Below are 17,829 nucleotides of genomic sequence, written 5' to 3'. Positions count from 1 at the left end.
GGGTGCGTCGGGCGTTCCCGGAGGTTACCCATGGTCGCAACCGGTGAGGTGCTTCAGTCCTCTGCCCGCATCGGATTCGGGCATGCGCCGGAGGAAGCCCGAATCCTCAGGGGAGGTCAGAATCCGACGGAGGCAGAGGCGGAGGCAGAGGCGGAGGCAGGGCGCCCCCGCACGTGTCTACAGCGGTTTCACCCAGCGCCGCCAGTGGTCCTCGCGGTGGTATCCGGCCGCCGCCCATGTGTGGTGCGCCGTCTCGTTGGCCTCCAGGACCATGGCGTCGACCCGGCGCCCGCCCAGGGCGATGAACCGCTGTTCCGCCGCGTCCATCAGTGCGGTGGCGGCGCCCTGCCGGCGGTGGTCCGGGTGTACGGCGAGCCGGTAGGCAGAGCATCGCCAGCCGTCGAAACCGGCGATGATCGTTCCTGCGAGGACGCCGTCGCGCTCTGCGAGGAGCAGGGCTTCCGGGTCTCTCGAGATGAGCCCGGCCACCCCGTCGTAGTCGTCGCTGATGCTCGTTCCCTCTGCGGCCTCATCCCAGAACCGGAGCACGCTGCTGATGTCGGCCGGGGTCGCGCAACGGATCGCGAGGGATGCGGAACGTATATGGAGATCGCTCATGTGGCCAACCAAGCAGAGCACCGACCTGTTCTGCGAGCCATTTCCTCGCCCAGGAACGGCGTGGTCACGGTGCGGCCGCGTGCCCGCCCCCGCCGGTTCCCGCAGTGCGGTACGCGCACCAGCCACCGTGGGCCGTGATGTCCGCGGCCCCGTGCAGCGCATACGGCTCACAGAGGAATCCAGGGGCCGTGGTGCCGTCGGCGAGGTCGATCCGGCCCAGCGTCATAGGGTGCGGGAGCTGTGCCGTCAGTGTCCCCAGCCCTTCCGGGGGCAACTCCCAGATCTCCGTCTCGACGGATGCGCCGTCCTCGGCGACCCGTTCCAGGCCCGGCTTTGCGGGAGTCGTGCGCAGCGCGTGCAGTCTGTAGGAGGGCGCTGTCCTCGTCGTACGGATCAGCCGGGCGCCCAGCGCGAGGAGCTGTGAGTTGAGCGGCTGGCCCGTCAGATGGGCGCCGACCACGGCGAGCTGTACGGGTGGGGTCAGGAGCGCCGCGATCCGGGGCAGCCGTTCGTCGGTGTCGGCCGGGCCGATCAGCATGACCCCGAAGGGCAGTTCCGCGACGTCGCCCGCGGGCACGGCGAGCGCGCACAGGTCGAACAGGTTGGTGGAGTTGGTGAACCGTCCCAGTCGGGTGTTCGCGCCGACGGGGTCGGCGGCCACTTCGGCGAGGGTGGGGTGCCCGGGCGCGGTGGGGAGCAGGAGGGCGTCGGAGTCGCCCAGCGCGCTCAGGGCCGCTGTACGGAGACGGGCCAGGCGGTCCCGGTCGGCGAAGAGGCGGTGCGCGGGGATGTCGCGGGCCGCGGAAATGATCGCTGCCACCGTGGGGTCGAGATCCGTGGGCGCGGGAGTGCCGTCGATGAAGTCCCCCACGGCGGTGTAGCGCTCGGCCACGAACGCCCCCTGGTACAGAAGGGCGGCCGCCTCGGTGAACGGGGTGAGGTCGAGCGGTCTGATCTCGGCACCCGCCGCGCGGAGCCGCTCGACGGCGGCCTCGTACGCCTCTGCCCAGCCGGGGTCGAGCGCCCCCAGCTGCTGGACGGGAGGAACGGCGACGCGCCAGGGACCCGGTGCCCGGGGAGGGACGGCGCGCGGTGCGGGAGTGCTCATCAGGCCCAGTGCCTGCTCCGCCTCGGGGAGCGTACGGGCGAACACCGTGACGCAGTCCAGGCTCGCGCAGGCCGGCACCACCCCCTCGGTCGGGACGAGACCTCGGGTCGGCTTCACACCGACGATGCCGTTGAACGCCGCGGGAACGCGCCCCGAGCCCGCGGTGTCCGTGCCGAGTGCCAGGTCGGCGATGCCCAGGGCCACCGCGACCGCCGACCCGGAGCTTGAACCGCCGCTCACGCGGGAAGGGTCGACGGCGTTGCGCACCGCACCGTACGGGGAGCGGGTCCCGACCAGACCGGTGGCGAACTGGTCGAGGTTCGTCGTTCCGATCACCAGCGCACCGGACGCGCGCAGACGGGCCACGGCGGGGGCGTCGGCGGCGGGCTCGTACGCGTACGAGGGGCAGCCGGCCGTGGTCGGCAGGCCGGCCACGTCGATATTGCCCTTCACCGCCAGCAGACGGCCCGACAGCGGAAGGTGTTCGCCCGCGGCGACGCGGGCGTCCAGAGCGCGGGCCTCCTCCTCCAGATCGGCCAGCGGACGCAGGTCGATCCAGATCTCGGGCCGGTCGACCGCCCGGACACGCGCGTGGGCCGCACGAACCCGCCGGAGAACGGGGCTGGGGTCGGTCATGGTGCCACCTCGGGTCGGCGGGACAGGACGAGCAGCGGTGTTCCCGACTCCACCTGGGCGCCGGGCTTGGTGAGGATCCGGACGACCGTGCCGTCCATCGGGGCATGGACGCGGGATTCCATCTTCATCGCCTCCAGCGCGAGCAGCGGCTGACCCGCCGTGACCGTGTCCCCCGCGGCCACATTCACCTGCCAGACGGATGCGGCGAACTCGGCTTCCAGCAGTCGGCCCCCCTCAGGTACCTCGATCTCCGCGGGCACCTCGGCCGGGGCGGTTGCCGCCTCGGCCCTGGTGAACTCGCCGGCCTCCTCCCAGGCGTCACGCTCGGCGCCGAACGCGGTGCCCTGCCGGGTGCGGAACGCGGCGATCGACTCGGCGTTCGAGTCGAGGAACGCCCGGTACCGCGCCAGCGAGAACTCGCCTTCCTCGATGCGCGGTACGAAGCGCCCGGACGCGATGTCCGCGCGGAGTTCGAGGAGTTCGTCCGCCTCCACCGGATACCACTTGATGCGGTCGAAGAAGCGCAACAGCCAGGGCGAACCCGGCTCGAAGGCACCGCGCTGCTGCCAGCCCGACCACACCTGGGTCGTTCGGCCCACGAACTGGTAGCCGCCGGGGCCCTCCATCCCGTAGATGCACAGGTACGCGCCGCCGATGCCGACCGAGTTCTCGGCCGTCCAGGTGCGGGCCGGGTTGTACTTCGTGGTGACCAGCCGGTGGCGCGGGTCCAGCGGGGTGGCGACGGGCGCGCCCAGGTAGACGTCACCGAGCCCCATCACCAGGTACTCGGCGTCGAAGACCGTGCGGTAGACCTCGTCCACGGAGTCCAGGCCGTTGACCCGGCGGATGAACTCGATGTTCCACGGGCACCAGGGGGCGTCGTCCCGTACCCCCGCCGTGTAGCGCGCGATGGCTTCCCGGGTCGCCGGGTCGTCCCAGGACAACGGCAGATGCACGGTCCTGGACCGTACGACGAGGGCGTCGGTCGGCGGGAGGGCCGCCTCGGTGCGGTGGAGCAGCTCCAGGAGCCGTTCCTGCGGAAGGACCGAGGGGTCGGTCTGGATCTGGAGCGAGCGGATACCGGGCGTGAGGCCGGTGATGCCGGGGACGGCCTGCGCCGTCAGCGCCTCCATCAGCGCGTGGACGCGCATCCGCAGCGCCAGGTCCAGCTGCATCGGCCCGTACTCGACCAGGACGTTGTCGTCGCCGCTGCGGCGGTAGGTGAGGGTGCCGTCCTGGAACAGGATGCCGCCGTCGACGATCGCGGGGCGCGGCGCACCGGTGATCGTCACCGGCCGGAAGCGGACGGTGTCGCCGGGGCGCAGCTGCCCCAGCTTCCAGCGTTCGCCCGTCACCACCGTCGCCGGGCAGACGAACCCGCCCAGCGAGGGCCCGTCGGGACCGAGGAGCACCGGCATGTCGCCGGTGTAGTCGACGGCGCCCACGGAGTAGGGGGTGTCATGGATGTTGGACGGGTGCAGGCCCGCCTCGCCGCCGTCGGTGCGGGCCCAGCGCGGCTTGGGACCGACCAGGCGCACACCGGTCCTGGCCGAGTTGAAGTGGACCTTCCAGTCGGCCGCGTAGAAGTCGTGGATGTCCTCCTCGGTGAAGAACTCGGGCGCTGCGTGGGGGCCTTCGGCCGCTCCGATTCGCCACACGGAGCCGAAGTGCGGACGTGCACTCTCCGGGACGGCGACGCCCGCGGCCGCGCCGCTCCCGTCGGTCGCGCCGGCCGCGCCGCTCCCGCCGTGCAGGACGTCGCCGGTGCGCAGGGCCCGCCCGCCGTGGCCGCCGAAGCCGCCGAGCGTGAACGTGGCGGCGCTGCCCAGGAAGTCGGGGACGTCCAGGCCGCCACCCGCGAACAGGATGTAGGTCCGCAGTCCGTGCGCGGCCGGGGTGCCGACGGCGAGGGTGGCGCCGGCCGGGACGGTCAGGGGCTCCCACTGCCCGACCGGCGCGCCGTCGAGCGTCACGGGGGCGGGTGCACCCGTGACACACACCGTCGTCGCACGGGTGAAGCGCAGAGTCGGGCCCTGGAGCGTGCATTCGAGGCCGGGTGCGCCCGGGGCGTTGTCCAGAGCGGTGTTGCCGAGCCGGAAGGAGAGGTCGTCCATGGGGCCCGAAGGCGGTACGCCCACCTGCCAGTAGCCCGTGCGACCGGGCCAGTCCTGCACGGTGGTGAGAGTGCCGCCGGCCACCACCTCGATGCGGGGGGTCGGGTCCGTGACCGTGGCCAGGGTGGCGGTCGAGTGTGCGGCGCCCCGGAACCGGTCGTCGGCCAGGGCTGCCCGCACCAATCCCAGATTGGTCTCGATGCCGTCCACCCGGGTCGCGGCCAGGGCCTCGTCCAGCCGGGTGAGCGCGTGGGCACGGTCGGTGCCGTACGCGATGACCTTGGCCAGCATCGGGTCGTACGAGGTCGTCACCTCCGTACCCGTCTCGATCCAGGTGTCCACACGGATGCCCTCGGCCTCGGGGAACGCGACGCGGGTCAGCAGGCCGGCGCCCGGACGGTGGTCGCGCGTCGGGTCCTCCGCGTACACGCGTGCCTCGACCGCGTGGCCGCGCGGCTCCGACGGTTCCCGCACGACGTCGGTGTCGCCCTGCGCCAGGCGCAGCATCCAGGCGACGAGGTCGACACCGAAGATCTCCTCGGTGACGGGGTGTTCGACCTGGAGACGGGTGTTGACCTCCAGGAAGTACGCCTCCTCGCGGGCGGCGTCGTACACGAACTCCACCGTGCCCGCCGATCGGTAGCCGACCGAGGCGCACAACTCGCGTGCCGACGCGGCCAGTCGGCTGCGGACGGCATCCGGGAGGCCCGGGGCGGGGGCCTCCTCCAGGACCTTCTGGTTGCGGCGCTGGAGCGAGCAGTCGCGGTCGCCGAAGGTGACCACGCGGCCCCGGCCGTCGCCGAAGACCTGCACCTCCACATGCCGCGCGTGCTCGACGAGCCGCTCCAGGAAGACCCCCGCCGAGGAGAAGGACGCGGCGGCGACGCGCTGCACGCGCTCCCATGCGTCGGTCAGCTCCTCGGCGGACCGGCAGGCCGACAGACCGATTCCGCCGCCTCCTCCGGTGGCCTTGAGCATCACCGGGTAGCCGATGCGCTCCGCCGCGGTGAGGGCCGCGGGCAGGTCGGGGAGCAGCCCGGTGCCGGGCGCCAGGGGGACACCCGCCTCCTCGGCCGCCGCGCGGGCGGTGTGCTTGGCGCCGAACAGTTCAAGCTGATCGGCGGTCGGACCGACGAAGACGATTCCGGCGTCCTCGCAACGCCGGGCGAACTCCGCGTCCTCGGACAGGAATCCGTAGCCCGGGTGGATGGCGCCCGCGCCGGTGTCCTTGGCGGCCTTGAGGACCAGATCGGCGTCGAGGTACGACTCCTTGGCCGGCGCGGGGCCGAGGCGCACCGCCTCGTCGGCGAGCCGGACGTGGGGTGCGGAGCGATCGGCGTCGGAGAACACCGCGACGGTACGCAGGCCCAGTTCGCGGGCCGTCCTGATGATCCGGACGGCGATCTCGCCGCGGTTGGCGATCAGGAGGGTGTCGAAGGTCATCGCGCGGCCCCCGTTGCGGCGGGAGCGGTGATGGTGGCCTCGACGGCTGTCGGGTCGAAGCCGTTGCACGGGTTGTTGATCTGGGGGCAGTTGGAGACCAGGACCAGGACGTCCGTCTCGGCGCGGAGGGTGACCTTCAGGCCGGGCGCCGAGATGCCGTCCACGATGCCGAGCGTGCCGTCCTTCTCGACGGGCACGTTCATGTACCAGTTGATGTTGGAGACGAGATCCCGTTTGCCGAGCCCGTGCCGGGCGCCCTCCGCGAGGAAGTTGTCCACGCAGGCGTGCTGCGACCAGGTGTGGTGTCCGTAGCGCAGCGTGTTGGACTCCTTGGAGCACGCGCCGCCGACGGTGTCGTGCCGGCCGCAGGTGTCCTCGGTGACCGTCATGAGCGGGGTGTGCTCGTTCGACATCAGCACGCTGCCGGTGGTGAGGAAGATGTTGCCCTGCGCGTGGAGGGTGTCCGGCGCGCTGTAGCGGACGGCGGTGTCCCGGGCGTCGTACACGAGGAAGTCGACGGCCTGATTGCCGTGCAGGTCGGTGAGAGTGAGGTGTTCGCCGGCGCGGACCACGGCGGACCACGCGGCCCGTGCGGGGATCGTGGCGGTGGTGGTCGTGTCGGTCATGCTCGCCCCCTGGCGGTGAGGAAGTCGTTCGTGTTGAGGAAGGCCCCGCGCCCCTCGGGCGATGCGTCCCAGAGCGGGTCGCCGGGCCGCGTCGGCCGGGCACGCCAGGCGAGCACCTCCAGCGAGGTGCAGGTGTACGCCGGGCGGGGGTCCAGCGGATGCGGGACGTTCGCGACGAGCACCGTCAGGTCCTGCTCGGCGCGCAGCGTCACGGCCGTGCCCGCTCCCGCCGAGCCGGTGAAGTCCAGGGCACCGTCCTCCCGTATCTGCACGCCCTGGAAGAAGGAGAGGGAGGGCGGCAGATCCCGGGGCTCGAGGCCGTTCTTGGCGGCGGCGAGCTTCAGCAGTTCACGCCCGGCGGGGGAGGCGGACTGCGGAGTGCCGTCCCCGTACCGCGCGGTGTTGCGCAGGAGGGTTGACGTACCGCACAACGCGTCGTGCCGGCCCGAGGAGTCGGCGATCACCGAAGCGAGGACACGCCCCTGGTCGGACAGGAGCAGCCGGTCCGCGCCGAGATAGGCGTTCCACTGGACCTTGACCGTGTCGGCGGTGTTCAGCCGCTCCCACGGGCGGCCGTCGGCGTACAGGAGCACATGGGCGCAGGCGTCACCGTCGAGGTCCGTGAGGCGCAGTTCCGTACCGCGGGCGAGGACGCGGTGTGTGTAGTTGCCTCCCGCGACGGTCTCGGCCCACACGGGCTCGCCCGGCAGGCCGGCCGGCCAGTCGGCCGCGGGGACCACCGGCATGTCACGGGTACGGGTGATGTGTTGGGAGCGGGCGTGCTCCCGCGCTCCGTGTGTTGTCGCTGTCGCCATGGCTGGACCTCCGGTCGGCGGTGGCATCAGTGCGCGGCTCGCTGCGGGGCCCCGCGCCAGTTTCTGTCGCTCGACAGAAATTAAGTCGCCCGGGATTCGGGTTCGTTGCCCGTCCGTTGCGGGTGCGTTACCGACTGCTCACCAAGATCCCCGCAGCCCGGGATGTGCGACGATCGGCCTCATGCCTCCCACCGGAAGAAAGGTCGGTCGCCCGCGCGCCCAGCAGCGGCCCGACAGCGGTCTGTCCGCGCGAGACGAACTGCTGAGCGCGGCCGCCGAGCTGTTCACCAGCCGCGGCTACTCGGCGACCACCACCCGGGCCGTCGCGGAACGGGCAGGCATGCGCCAGGCGACGATGTATCACTACGTCGCGGGCAAGGAGGACCTGCTCGCGGAGCTCCTCGAGTCCACGGTCACCCCGTCGTTGGCGGTGGCACGGCGACTGCTCGCCGATGACGCGACGAGTGCGGAGGACCGGCTGTGGGAGCTGTGCCGCTCGGATGTGGCACTGCTGTGCGCGGGCCCGCACAATCTGGGCGCGCTGTACGTGCTGCCCGAGGTGCGGGCGGAACGGTTCGCCGGATTCCATCGCGTCCGGACCGAGCTCAAGGACGCGTACGGGGAGTTGCTGGCCGACACGGAGGCGTGCGCGGACCTCGACGAGGGGGAGCTGGCGCTGCGCACCGATCTGGTCTTCGGCCTGATCGAAGGCGTGATCCTGGTGCACCGCTCGGACCCGGAGCGGTCGGCCGACGTGTTCGCCGCCGCGACGGCGGACGCGGCGCTGCGCATCGCCGGGTCGCGGCGCGACGGGTAGGCCACGCGGCGGCCCCGGGCACCGGCGGTTCTGCCGGTATCCGGGGCCGACGGGTCAGCGGGTGGAAACCGCTCGCCTCCGGTACGTGCGGTACGCGGCGCCCAGGGCGACCGTGCCGGTCAGGAACAGGACCGTGAACCACTGGAAGTACCAGTGACCGCCCGCCGGGTCGTAGACCTCCGCCCGGGGCCAGGCCAGGTTGACCGTCATGAACAGGCCGTAGAGCAGGGCGAGAACATTGACCGGCAGGCCCCAGCGCCCCAGTGAGAACAGCGGCTTGCCCGCCTCGTCCAGGGCATCGGTGCGGGAGCTGTACGTGCCGCGCAGCCGGCGGACCAGGAGCGGGCCCGTCACCATCGAGTACGCGAGGTACAGCATCACGATGCACGTGGTGCCGATGGCCAGGAACGCGTCCGGCGAGGAGAAGTTGAGGAGCAGCAGGACCGCGGCGAGCACCCCGACGACCAGTGCGGGTGCGGTCGGCATCCCGGTCCGCCGGTTGACCTTGGACAGCAGGCCGGAACAGGGCAACTGCCCGTCACGTGCCATCGAGAACAGCATCCGGCACGCCGCGGTCTGGACCGCCAGCGTCGCCACCACGACGGCGACCACCACATCGGCCAGCAGAACCCTGCCCAGGCCGTCACCCAGACTGCTGGTCAGGACGTAGCTCATGCCGTCGGTCGCGAGGTTCCCGTCCGTGAGACTCGGCGCGGCCAGCAGCCCGCCCAGGACCAGGAGCCCGCCGAGCAGGCCCGCCGCGCCGAGCGCGGACAGGATCGTGCGCGGGGCGGTCCGGAGGGGATCGCGGGTCTCCTCGCTCATCTCCCCGGCGCTGTCGAAGCCGATCATCACGTACGCGGCCGTGAACGAACCCACCAGCAGGGCGCCGAACACACCCGTCTCCGCGCCGCTTGTGTGAAAGGTGATGCCCGGACTGCGCTCGGAGTGCGTCAGAAGCAGTACCACGATCAGGACGGCACCGATGATCTCGGCCGTGACCCCGATCCGGTTGACCACCGACATCACGCGGTTGTCGATGACGTTCACCAGCGTCGTGAGGGCCAGCAGAATAGTCCCGAGGACCGCCGCGTTGGCCGCCCCGGTCCGCGACAGCGGTGCCGGGTCGCCGCCGAGGATCTGGAAACCGGACCAGATCGGGGGCATCACCATCTGGAGAGCCAGGGCCGCCGCGGCCACCACCACGACCTGACCGATGACCATGATCCAGCCTGCGAACCAGCCGAAGGTGAGATTGCTGAGCCGGGACGACCACTGGTAGATCGCACCCGAAATCGGGTAGCGGGCGGCGAGTTCGGCGAAACACGCGGCGACCAGCAGCTGTCCGGCCAGCACGGCCGGCCAGGTCCAGAAGAAGACCGGACCGCCGAAGGCGTAGCCGACCGCGAAGAACTGGAAGACCGTCGTCAGGACGGAGATGAACGAGAATCCGGCGGCGAAGGAGGCGTACCGGCCGAGGCTGCGGTGCAGTTCCTGTCGGTAGCCGAACTCCTGGAGGGAGGAGCCGGCTTCCGGGGCCGGGGGTACGGGCGGGTCGGGACGTAGGTCGGCGGGGGCGGTGGCGGCCATGGCTGGACCTGCTCTCAGGGGAGGGCGGACGGTTCCGGGAGCGCGGGGCAGTCGGCCGAAGCCGTATTCCTGTCGGACGATAGAAATTAGGGAGAGGGTGTTTCCGCCGGATGACGCGGTCGTGTCCGCACGGAGCCGAAGCGCTCACTCCGCCACGGGGCGCGCCCGCAGCCCGCAGGTGTCCAGCACTCGGGTGCGTGCGACGTGATGGGGGAGGCGCGGCGGCGTATTCCCAGCTCACCGGCGTCCCGCCGGACGGTGCGCGGTCGTGCGTCCTGTGTGCGGCGGTCACCGGTGCACGGGGCACGCGCCGGTTCCTCTTGCCGGTGCTAGCGCAGGCACGCTAGCGTGATGGTGTGCCCAAGACTCAGCTGAACGTTCGAGTGGACGAGGCCACCGCCGAAGCAGCGCGCCAGCGCGCGCTGCAGCGGGGGATGAGCGTGAACCGCTACATAGAGGAGCTCGTCAAACAGGATGCGGGCGAGGTGGGACACACCTTCGTCGAGGCCGCGGCCGACTTCATGAAGCAGTACGAGTCGGTGTTCGCCGAGGAGTTCGGCACGGAGCGCAAAGGCAGCCGTTGAACCTCCAGATCGACCTTTCCTGGCTGCTCATGGTCGCCGAGCACAAGACACCCGGTGATCCACAGGTCGTCGACTGGGGTGCGCTCGTCGCCGCGGTCGGCCGGCACGAGGCGGAGATCTTCGGCAGTCCCGTCTACAGCGATCCGCACTCCCGGGCCGCAGCCCTGCTGCAACTGCTTCTCCACGTACCGGCTCTGGAGCACTCCAACGCGATGTTCGCGTCCGCGGTCGCGTACGGCTACCTCGTCGCGTCGGGCCTGAAGGTCATCACGTCGCCCGAACAGGTCCGCGACCTGGCCCTGCTGGTGAAGGAGGGCAAGGCGGATGTCCGGGCCATCGCGGACGAACTGCGCCAGTGGACCCTGTGACCGGGCAGGCTGCTCCCACGCGCCGCGTACCTGAGTCCACGGCCGCGCGTCCGAGTGCGGGGCTGTGTGCCTGAGTCCCCGTGGCGGCGCGCCTGGGTCCACGGCCCCGTGCCTGGGTCCACGGCCGCGCGCCGGGTGCCTCAGTCCACGACCATGGGGCGCCGGGCGACCCCGAGCACGCAGGGTGAGGACGGCAGCTGCACACCCCGTTCCGGGATCCGCAGCCTGCGGTACGTCCCCAGCTCGAAGCCGGCAGCCTCGATCGCCGCGAGGGTGTCCCGCGCCGTGTGACAGCCCCCGAAGAGCAGCGGCCAGACGGTGCGGTCCACCGCGCGCTGAGCGGTCGACAGCGCCCGGCCTGACGCCAGCGTGTGCTCGAAGAAGCGCAGTTCACCGCCCGGCCGCAGCACCCGCTTGATCTCACCGAGGGCCCGGGGCAGATCCCGGACGGTGCACAGGACGAGCGAGGCCACGGCCGCGTCGAAGGCCTCGCTCTTGACCGGCAGGGCCTCGGCCGTGCCCGGCACCACATCGACCGGGACCTCCGCACGCAGGCCGGCGCGGGCCGCCAGTTGACGCAGGCTGCGCTCGGGTTCGATCGCCACCACCTCGGAGACGGACCCGGGGTAGTGCGCGAAATTGAGTCCGTTGCCCGCGCCGATCTCGATCACCCGGCCCGAGAGCCCGGACAGGAGCTCCTCCCGGTGGGCGGCGATGCCGCCCTTCAGATCGGCGGTCACGCTCATCCAGGCGTAGAACCGGGCGAAGACCGGGTGGTGCACCGCATCCCCTGGAATCTTCGTGTTGCGCAGGTGCGTGACGGACCTCGGCATGACGGACCTCCTCGAGGGACAGGTACGGCTACCTCGATTCTCCCCCGTGCGGGCCCGCTCAGCCGCTCAACGGCCGAACCCGTTCCCGCCGAGCTCCGGTGCCAGCCAACTCGCGGCCCGCGCACGGAAGTCGGCCGGAGGCAGAAATCCCGCCCCGGCCGGGACCGCGCCGAGCAGCGGGGCGCCCGCCACGACCGGAAGGTCGTCGAGATTGCAGCGGGCGGCCAGATCCGGTTCGGGCGGCATGCTGCCCACCACCACGCCGAGGCACTCGATGCCACGCGCCCGCAGTGCCTCGGCCGTGAGCGCCGTGGCGTTCAGGGTCCCCAGGCCCGCGGGTGCCACGACCAGCACGGGCGCTCCCATCAGTCGTGCGGCGTCCGCGAGGGTGGCACCCTCGTCGTCGAACCGGACCAGCAGTCCGCCCGCACCCTCGACGAGCACCAGATCGTGCTCCGTCGCCAGTTTCTGGGCGGCTTCGGCCACTTCGTACGGACGCACCGGTGCCATTCCGGCACGGCGCGCGGCCGTCGCAGGGGCCAGCGGCTCCGGGAAACGTGCCAGTTCGACCGCGGTCACATGGGCGCCCGCGAGCCGTGCCACCTCGGCGGCGTCCCCCGGCTCGCCGGGCGCCAGCCCGGTCTGGGCGGGCTTGAGAACCGCGACCCGGCGGCCCCGGAAGGCCGCGGCCACCGCGGCTGTCACGACCGTCTTGCCGATCTCGGTGCCCGTACCCGACACCACCAGAATCGTCATGTCACCCTTCCCGCGCTGCCGCGCACACGGCCCGGCAGATCCGTGCCACATCGTCGTCGCCCGTCACATAGGGCGGCATGGTGTACACGAGGTCGCGGAACGGCCGCAGCCAGACGCCCTCGCGGACCGCGGCGCGTGTCGCGGCCGTCATGTCCACCTCGTGATCGAGCTGTACCACTCCGATCGCGCCCAGCACCCGTACGTCCCGGACACCAGGCAGACCGGAGGCCTCCGCGAGCCCGTGCCGCAGCCCTGCGCCGATCCGCTTCACCTCCTGCTCCCAGTCCTGGCCCAGCAGCAGATCGATGGAGGCCGAGGCCACTGACGCGGCGAGCGGATTGCCCATGAACGTCGGCCCGTGCGCCAGCACCGGCACATCTCCGCTCGAGATGCCCTCCGCCACACGTGAGGTGCACAGCGTGGCGGCCAGCGTCAGATAGCCGCCGGTCAGAGCCTTGCCGACACACATGACATCGGGGGAGACCCCGGCGTGCCCGGCTGCGAACAGCTGCCCCGTGCGGCCGAATCCCGTCGCGATCTCGTCGAACACGAGGAGTACGTCGTTCTCGTCGCACGCCTCGCGGAGCACCCGCAGGTACGCGGGCGAGTGGAACCGCATGCCGCCGGCACCCTGTACCACCGGTTCCACGATCACCGCCGCCAGTTCGTCGGCGTGGTCCGCGACGATCTCCCGCAGATGACGCACGTAGGCGTCGTCCGGCTCGGCGTCGAAGCCGTCCGGCGGAGCGTCCGCGAAGATCTGGCGCGGGAGGGCCCCCGACCACAGTTCGTGCATCCCGCCCTCGGGATCGCACACCGACATCGGCTGCCAGGTGTCCCCGTGGTAGCCCCCGCGCCATGTCAGCAGCCGGTGTTTGGCGGGCTGCCCGGCCGAGCGCCAGTACTGCAGGCACATCTTCACCGCGACCTCGACCGAAACCGATCCGGAGTCGGCGAGGAAGACGTGTTGCAGCGGTTCCGGAGTGATCTCCACCAGCCGGGTGGCGAGCCGGACGGCGGGCTCGTGGGTGAGCCCGCCGAACATCACATGGCTCATCCGGTCCAGCTGGCCGCGTGCGGCCTCGTTGAGAACCGGATGGTTGTAGCCGTGCACCGCCGACCACCACGAGGACATGCCGTCCACCAGCTCGCGGTGCCCTTCGGCGGGTTCCGCGAGCCGGAGCCGCACACCGGACGCGGACTCCACGACCAGCGGCTCCTGACGGCCCGGCATCGGACCGTAGGGGTGCCAGACGTGGGCCCGGTCCAGGGCGCGCAGCCGTCCGGGCGCGAGCGGTTCACGCATTGGGCGCGAGGTCCGTCCCGGCACCGCGGCGTCGGACCGCCACCAGATCCGTCCGTGCCGCAGGGACCTCGGCGTCCTCCGCGGCCGCCTCGGGAGCGTCACCGCAGGGTGCGCAGCCGCCGTCGTGCGAACCACAGCCGCCGCCCACCTGGGCGCGGTGCTCGGGAAGCGTCGTCGTGCCCGCACCCTCCACCTCGAAACCGGCGTCCGCGATCATGTCGAGGTCGGTCTGGCCCGCCTGGCCCTCACTGGTCAGATAGTCGCCCAGGAAGATCGAGTTGACCAGGTTCAGGGCGAGCGGCTGCATCGAGCGCAGATGGACCTCGCGCCCGCCGGCGAGACGTACCTCGACGTCCGGGCAGACGAAACGGACCATCGCCAGAATGCGCAGGCACCGCTGAGGGGTGAGGTGCCAGTCCTTGGCGAGCGGGGTCCCCTCCATCGGAATCAGGAAGTTCACCGGCACCGAGTCCGGGTTCAGCTCGCGCAGCGAGAAGACGACGTCCACCAGGTCGGCGTCGGTCTCGCCCATGCCCGCGATCAGCCCGGAGCACGCCGAAAGGCCCGCGGCCTGGGCCTGCTGCACGGTATCCACCCGGTCGGCGTACGTGTGGGTCGTCGTGATGTCCCCGTACGTCCCCTCCGAGGTGTTGAGATTGTGGTTGTACGCATCGGCTCCCGCGGACCTGAGACGGTCCGCCTGCCCCTCGGACAGCAGACCGAGGCAGGCGCACACCTCGACGTCCTCGTGCTGCTCCTTGATCGCCTCGATGGTCTTCGACACCCGGTCGACGTCCCGGTCCGTCGGCCCTCGGCCGCTCGCCACCAGGCACACGCGCTTCGCGCCACCGGCGACCCCGGCGGTCGCGGCCTTCGTCGCCTCGTCCGGCTTCAGCCAGGTGTACTTGAGGATCTCCGCCTTGGAGCCGAGCCGCTGCGAGCAGTACGAGCAGTCCTCGGGGCAGAGCCCGGACTTGAGGTTGACCAGATAGTTCAGTTTCACGCGCCGCCCGAACCACTGGCGGCGCACCTTTCCGGCCGCGGCCACCACGTCGAGCAGTTCGTCGTCGGAGGTCGCCAGTACGGCGAGCGCTTCTTCACGGGTCGGCAGTTCGCGCCGCAGCCCCTTGTCCACCAGCGTGTTCAGCAGGTCCATGGACCTGATCCTTACGTACGGCACGGCCTCCGGCCAAGGAGGAACCGGACAGGAGAGGCGGCCAAGGGTGTGTGTATTGCCACATCCTGACCTGCTGCGCACCGGGCTAGGGTCTGTGAGCTGCCTACAAAAGGGACCCTCCCATGCCCTTCGCCCCGTTCGACTGGATCGATGACGAGGCCCGTCGCCGTGCCGCCGCCGGACTCGTCCGGACCCTGCGCCCCCGGCCCGCCGAAGCGGAACTGCTGGACCTCGCGAGCAACGACTATCTCGGCCTCACCCGGCACCCCGAAGTCACCGCCGCGGCGGCGGACGCGGCCCGGCGCTGGGGGGCCGGCGCCACGGGCTCACGGCTGGTCACCGGGTCCACCGCGCTGCACGCCGAACTCGAACGCGCGCTCGCGGACTTCTGCGGGTTCGAAGCCGCCCTGGTGCTCTCGTCCGGCTATGCGGCCAACCTCGCCGCTCTCACCGCACTGACCGGACACGGCTCGCTGATCGTGTCCGACGCGGGCAACCACGCCTCGATCGTCGACGGGTGCAGGCTCTCGCGGGCCGCCACGGCGGTCGTGCCGCACGCGGACCCCGACGCCGTGCGCAAGGCGCTCCAGGCGCACGACGGACGTGCGCTGGCCGTCTCGGACTCCGTCTTCTCGGTGGACGGCGATGCCGCGCCGCTGGCGGAGCTCGCCACTGTCTGCCGCGCCGAGGGCGCGGCACTCCTCGTGGACGACGCGCACGGCCTGGGCGTGCTGGGCGAGGGCGGGCGTGGAGCGCTCGCCGCCGCCGGGCTGGCCGGCGGCGAAGGTGTCGTCGCCACGCTCACCCTCTCCAAATCCCTGGGCAGTCAGGGTGGAGCGGTCCTCGGCCCCGCCCGTGTCATCGACCATCTGGTCAACACGGCCCGCACGTTCATCTTCGACACCGGTCTCGCGCCGGCGGCGGCAGGCTCGGCCCTGGGTGCTCTGCGGCTGCTCCGCCGCGAACCGGAACGGGCGGCCAGGGCCCGGGAGGTCGCCGGCGACCTGTACGGCCGGCTGACCGCGGCAGGTCTGACAGCGGTGCGCCCCGACGCGGCGGTCGTCTCCGTCCGCGCGCCGTCCGCGGAGGCGGCGGTGCGCTGGGCGGCGGACTGCCGCACGGCCGGTCTCGCGGTCGGGTGCTTCCGGCCCCCGTCGGTACCGGACGGGATCTCCAGGCTGCGGCTGACCGCACGGGCCGACCTCAGCCGTGAGCAGATCGCGACCGCGGTGGCCACGATCGTGGCATCGGCACCCTCCGGGGTCAGCTGACCCGGCGGTCACCCAGCCCGCCGACGAAGGAGGTCCAGGCCGTCGCCGAGAAGCGCAGCGGCGGCAGGTCCACGTCCTTGGAGTCGCGTACGGCGAGCTGCCCAGCGCCGAGCCGGGCAGCTTCCACGCAGTTGTTCATCCCGGTGCTGCGGCTGCTGCGGCGCCACCGCGGTGCGTGCGCTTCGAGACGGTGCTGTGCGAGACGGTCGGACATCGTGCCCCCCTCGGGCAGTCTGTAGGTCCGGTCAGTCGCCGCGGCTGACTGCGGCGATGAGGTCCAGCGATCGCTCCGGCGACAGCGCGTGAGCCTGCATCGTGCGGAAGGCCGAGCTGTACGCCTCGAGGTCTTCTCTCCGCTCCAGATAGAGACTACTCGTCAAATGGTCAAGAACGACCACATCCAGATCAGAAATGTTCGGGAAGGAGAAGATAACGAAAGGTCCCGTGAGGCCGATATAGCTGCCGGCCTCGAAAGGCAGTAACTGCAGTTGCACGTGCGGTAGTTGAGCTGCGTGGGCCAGATGGTCCAGCTGCTCCCTCATCACCTGGGGGCCGCCGACTCCGCGCCGCAGCACGGCTTCGTCGAGCACGACGCTCAACTCCAGCGGGCGCTGCGCGTACAGCACCCCTTGGCGGGCGAGCCGGACCTCCACCAGGGAGTCCAGCTGTCCGGGCGGCAGCCCGTCCAGCGAGGACCGGGTCACCGCCCGTGCGTAGCCCGCGGTCTGGAGCAGCCCCGGGACCACCGAGGTCTCCAGCGTGCGGGCGGCTCCCGCCTGGGACTCCAGGCTGATGAAGTCGCGGTACTGGGGTGGGATGAGGCCCCGGTAGGCATGCCACCACCCTGTGCCCCCACCGCCCGCCGAGCCCGCGAGCACCTCCAGGAGGGACCGGAGGTGAACGTCGTCCACGTCGTAGGCGTCCAGCAACCGGGTCACATCGCCCGGAGTCACTCCGCTCGCACCCGTCTCGATCCGGCTCACCTTCGACTGGTGCCAGCCCAGCAGACGGGCTGCCTCCCGGCTGGTGAGTCCCGTGGTGTGGCGCAGACTCCGCAGCTCCTCCCCGAGCTTGCGTCGGCGTACCGCTGGGCCGTGCCGCATGCCGGCCTCCTTCCGCTCTGCGGGGAGCCGGCCCGTACCGGGTCCGGCTCGGAAGGGGGCCAGTGTTGCGCCCGTATACGGCTTCCGGGGCAGAGTTCACCGTATTGGGCGACAGATATATGCATATCTTGATGGATTGCCGTTACAGAGGGCGGCATCAGTGGCAATCTGGCGCGAAGCACAATCCAGGCCGATCGCAGGTCGGTCAGGGCGGGAAAGGGACGGCGTCGCCATGGCAGACCATCAAGAAGCAACCGCCACTCTGCCGAGCGACCCGGTCTCGGTCTCCCGGGCACGGAGGTACGTGGCCGGCGTTCTCGCCGGCTGGGGCCTCCCCGACGGGACCGACGCCGCCGACACGATCCGGCTGATCGTCTCGGAGCTCGCCACCAACGCCGTCCAGCACACCTTCGGGCAGTCGCCCACCTTCACGGTGGACCTCCGCCTCGACCGGGACGTCGAACTCTATCTGGGAGTGACGGACAGTCACCCCCGCTGGCCCCAACGGCTACCCGCCGCAGTCCAGCAGGACAACGGCCGCGGGATGGTGATCATCAGGGCCCTCGCCAAGGAATGCGGCGGCCGGCTGAGCGTCAGCCCCACCCCGGACGGCGGCAAGACCGTGTCGATCGCGCTTCCCTGGGTCGTGCCCGCTCAGGCCTGA

General features: G+C 71.4%; 17 protein-coding genes. 5 read left to right on the top strand and 12 right to left on the bottom strand.

The window, feature by feature from the left end; genetic code table 11:
- Positions 1 to 177 precede the first annotated feature (177 nt).
- The 5 genes from OG844_RS05030 to OG844_RS05010 all read right to left on the bottom strand — a co-directional run bounded on the left by OG844_RS05030 (position 178) and on the right by OG844_RS05010 (position 7,360).
- Complete coding sequence (locus OG844_RS05030; RefSeq protein WP_406388365.1) at positions 178 to 618, bottom strand: GNAT family N-acetyltransferase; 441 nt, start codon at positions 616 to 618, stop codon at positions 178 to 180.
- Positions 619 to 682: 64 nt separating this feature from the next.
- Positions 683 to 2,362 carry an allophanate hydrolase gene (gene atzF, locus OG844_RS05025; RefSeq protein ID WP_406388363.1) on the bottom strand — a complete coding sequence of 560 codons (1,680 nt, stop codon included), beginning with the start codon at positions 2,360 to 2,362 and terminating at the stop codon, positions 683 to 685.
- Positions 2,359 to 5,919 carry a 5-oxoprolinase/urea amidolyase family protein gene (locus OG844_RS05020; RefSeq protein WP_406388361.1) on the bottom strand — a complete coding sequence of 1,187 codons (3,561 nt, stop codon included), beginning with the start codon at positions 5,917 to 5,919 and terminating at the stop codon, positions 2,359 to 2,361. The genes atzF and OG844_RS05020 overlap by 4 nt, the downstream gene beginning before the upstream one ends.
- Positions 5,916 to 6,545 (bottom strand): urea amidolyase associated protein UAAP2, encoded by a 630-nt coding sequence (locus OG844_RS05015; RefSeq protein WP_406388360.1) that lies wholly within the window; start codon positions 6,543 to 6,545, stop codon positions 5,916 to 5,918. The genes OG844_RS05020 and OG844_RS05015 overlap by 4 nt, the downstream gene beginning before the upstream one ends.
- Positions 6,542 to 7,360: an urea amidolyase associated protein UAAP1 gene (locus OG844_RS05010; RefSeq protein WP_406388359.1), complete on the bottom strand. Its 819-nt coding sequence runs from the start codon at positions 7,358 to 7,360 to the stop codon at positions 6,542 to 6,544. The genes OG844_RS05015 and OG844_RS05010 overlap by 4 nt, the downstream gene beginning before the upstream one ends.
- Positions 7,361 to 7,541: 181 nt before the next feature.
- Between OG844_RS05010 and OG844_RS05005 the strand changes: the two genes are divergently transcribed.
- The gene (locus OG844_RS05005; RefSeq protein WP_406388358.1) at positions 7,542 to 8,177 is read left to right on the top strand and encodes a TetR/AcrR family transcriptional regulator; all 636 of its coding nucleotides are present in this window, start codon (positions 7,542 to 7,544) and stop codon (positions 8,175 to 8,177) included.
- A 54-nt stretch (positions 8,178 to 8,231) separates the two neighbouring features.
- Here OG844_RS05005 and OG844_RS05000 read toward each other — a convergent pair whose 3' ends face one another.
- Complete coding sequence (locus tag OG844_RS05000; RefSeq protein WP_406388357.1) at positions 8,232 to 9,767, bottom strand: amino acid permease; 1,536 nt, start codon at positions 9,765 to 9,767, stop codon at positions 8,232 to 8,234.
- 356 nt (positions 9,768 to 10,123) lie between these two features.
- Here OG844_RS05000 and OG844_RS04995 point away from each other — a divergent pair, with 356 nt between their 5' ends.
- Together OG844_RS04995 and OG844_RS04990 are read left to right on the top strand one after the other, a co-directional pair.
- Positions 10,124 to 10,351, top strand: a complete 228-nt coding sequence (locus OG844_RS04995; RefSeq protein ID WP_329213408.1) for an antitoxin — start codon at positions 10,124 to 10,126, stop codon at positions 10,349 to 10,351.
- Positions 10,348 to 10,719, top strand: coding sequence for a fic family toxin-antitoxin system, toxin component (locus OG844_RS04990; RefSeq protein ID WP_329213409.1), 372 nt, complete (start codon positions 10,348 to 10,350; stop codon positions 10,717 to 10,719). The genes OG844_RS04995 and OG844_RS04990 overlap by 4 nt, the downstream gene beginning before the upstream one ends.
- A gap of 140 nt (positions 10,720 to 10,859) precedes the next feature.
- On the opposite strand, the gene OG844_RS04985 is transcribed toward OG844_RS04990, so the two are convergent.
- The 4 genes from OG844_RS04985 to bioB all read right to left on the bottom strand — a co-directional run bounded on the left by OG844_RS04985 (position 10,860) and on the right by bioB (position 14,770).
- Positions 10,860 to 11,552, bottom strand: coding sequence for a class I SAM-dependent methyltransferase (locus OG844_RS04985; RefSeq protein WP_406388356.1), 693 nt, complete (start codon positions 11,550 to 11,552; stop codon positions 10,860 to 10,862).
- 66 nt (positions 11,553 to 11,618) lie between these two features.
- Positions 11,619 to 12,308, bottom strand: coding sequence for a dethiobiotin synthase (gene bioD / locus OG844_RS04980; RefSeq protein WP_406388355.1), 690 nt, complete (start codon positions 12,306 to 12,308; stop codon positions 11,619 to 11,621).
- Between the two features lies 1 nt (position 12,309).
- The gene (locus OG844_RS04975) at positions 12,310 to 13,614 is read right to left on the bottom strand and encodes an adenosylmethionine--8-amino-7-oxononanoate transaminase (RefSeq protein WP_406388354.1); all 1,305 of its coding nucleotides are present in this window, start codon (positions 13,612 to 13,614) and stop codon (positions 12,310 to 12,312) included.
- A complete protein-coding gene (gene bioB / locus OG844_RS04970) occupies positions 13,607 to 14,770 on the bottom strand; it encodes a biotin synthase BioB (RefSeq protein ID WP_406388353.1) in 1,164 nt (387 codons plus the stop codon). Before bioB ends, OG844_RS04975 begins: the two co-directional genes overlap by 8 nt.
- Before the next feature lie 143 nt (positions 14,771 to 14,913).
- On the opposite strand from bioB, the gene OG844_RS04965 reads away from it, so the two are divergent.
- On the top strand, positions 14,914 to 16,062 hold the full coding sequence (locus OG844_RS04965) for an 8-amino-7-oxononanoate synthase (RefSeq protein ID WP_406388352.1): 1,149 nt from the start codon (positions 14,914 to 14,916) through the stop codon (positions 16,060 to 16,062).
- Here OG844_RS04965 and OG844_RS04960 read toward each other — a convergent pair.
- Positions 16,055 to 16,276 carry a DUF397 domain-containing protein gene (locus OG844_RS04960; protein WP_406388351.1) on the bottom strand — a complete coding sequence of 74 codons (222 nt, stop codon included), beginning with the start codon at positions 16,274 to 16,276 and terminating at the stop codon, positions 16,055 to 16,057. The two genes, OG844_RS04965 and OG844_RS04960, sit on opposite strands and share 8 nt — an antisense overlap.
- Positions 16,277 to 16,307: 31 nt before the next feature.
- Positions 16,308 to 17,165 (bottom strand): helix-turn-helix domain-containing protein, encoded by an 858-nt coding sequence (locus OG844_RS04955; protein WP_406388350.1) that lies wholly within the window; start codon positions 17,163 to 17,165, stop codon positions 16,308 to 16,310.
- A gap of 232 nt (positions 17,166 to 17,397) precedes the next feature.
- Here OG844_RS04955 and OG844_RS04950 point away from each other — a divergent pair, with 232 nt between their 5' ends.
- Positions 17,398 to 17,829: an ATP-binding protein gene (locus tag OG844_RS04950; RefSeq protein WP_406388349.1), complete on the top strand. Its 432-nt coding sequence runs from the start codon at positions 17,398 to 17,400 to the stop codon at positions 17,827 to 17,829.

The sequence above is a fragment of the Streptomyces sp. NBC_00887 genome, from assembly GCF_045207585.1.
This window is presented reverse-complemented; position numbering and strand designations above follow the sequence as displayed.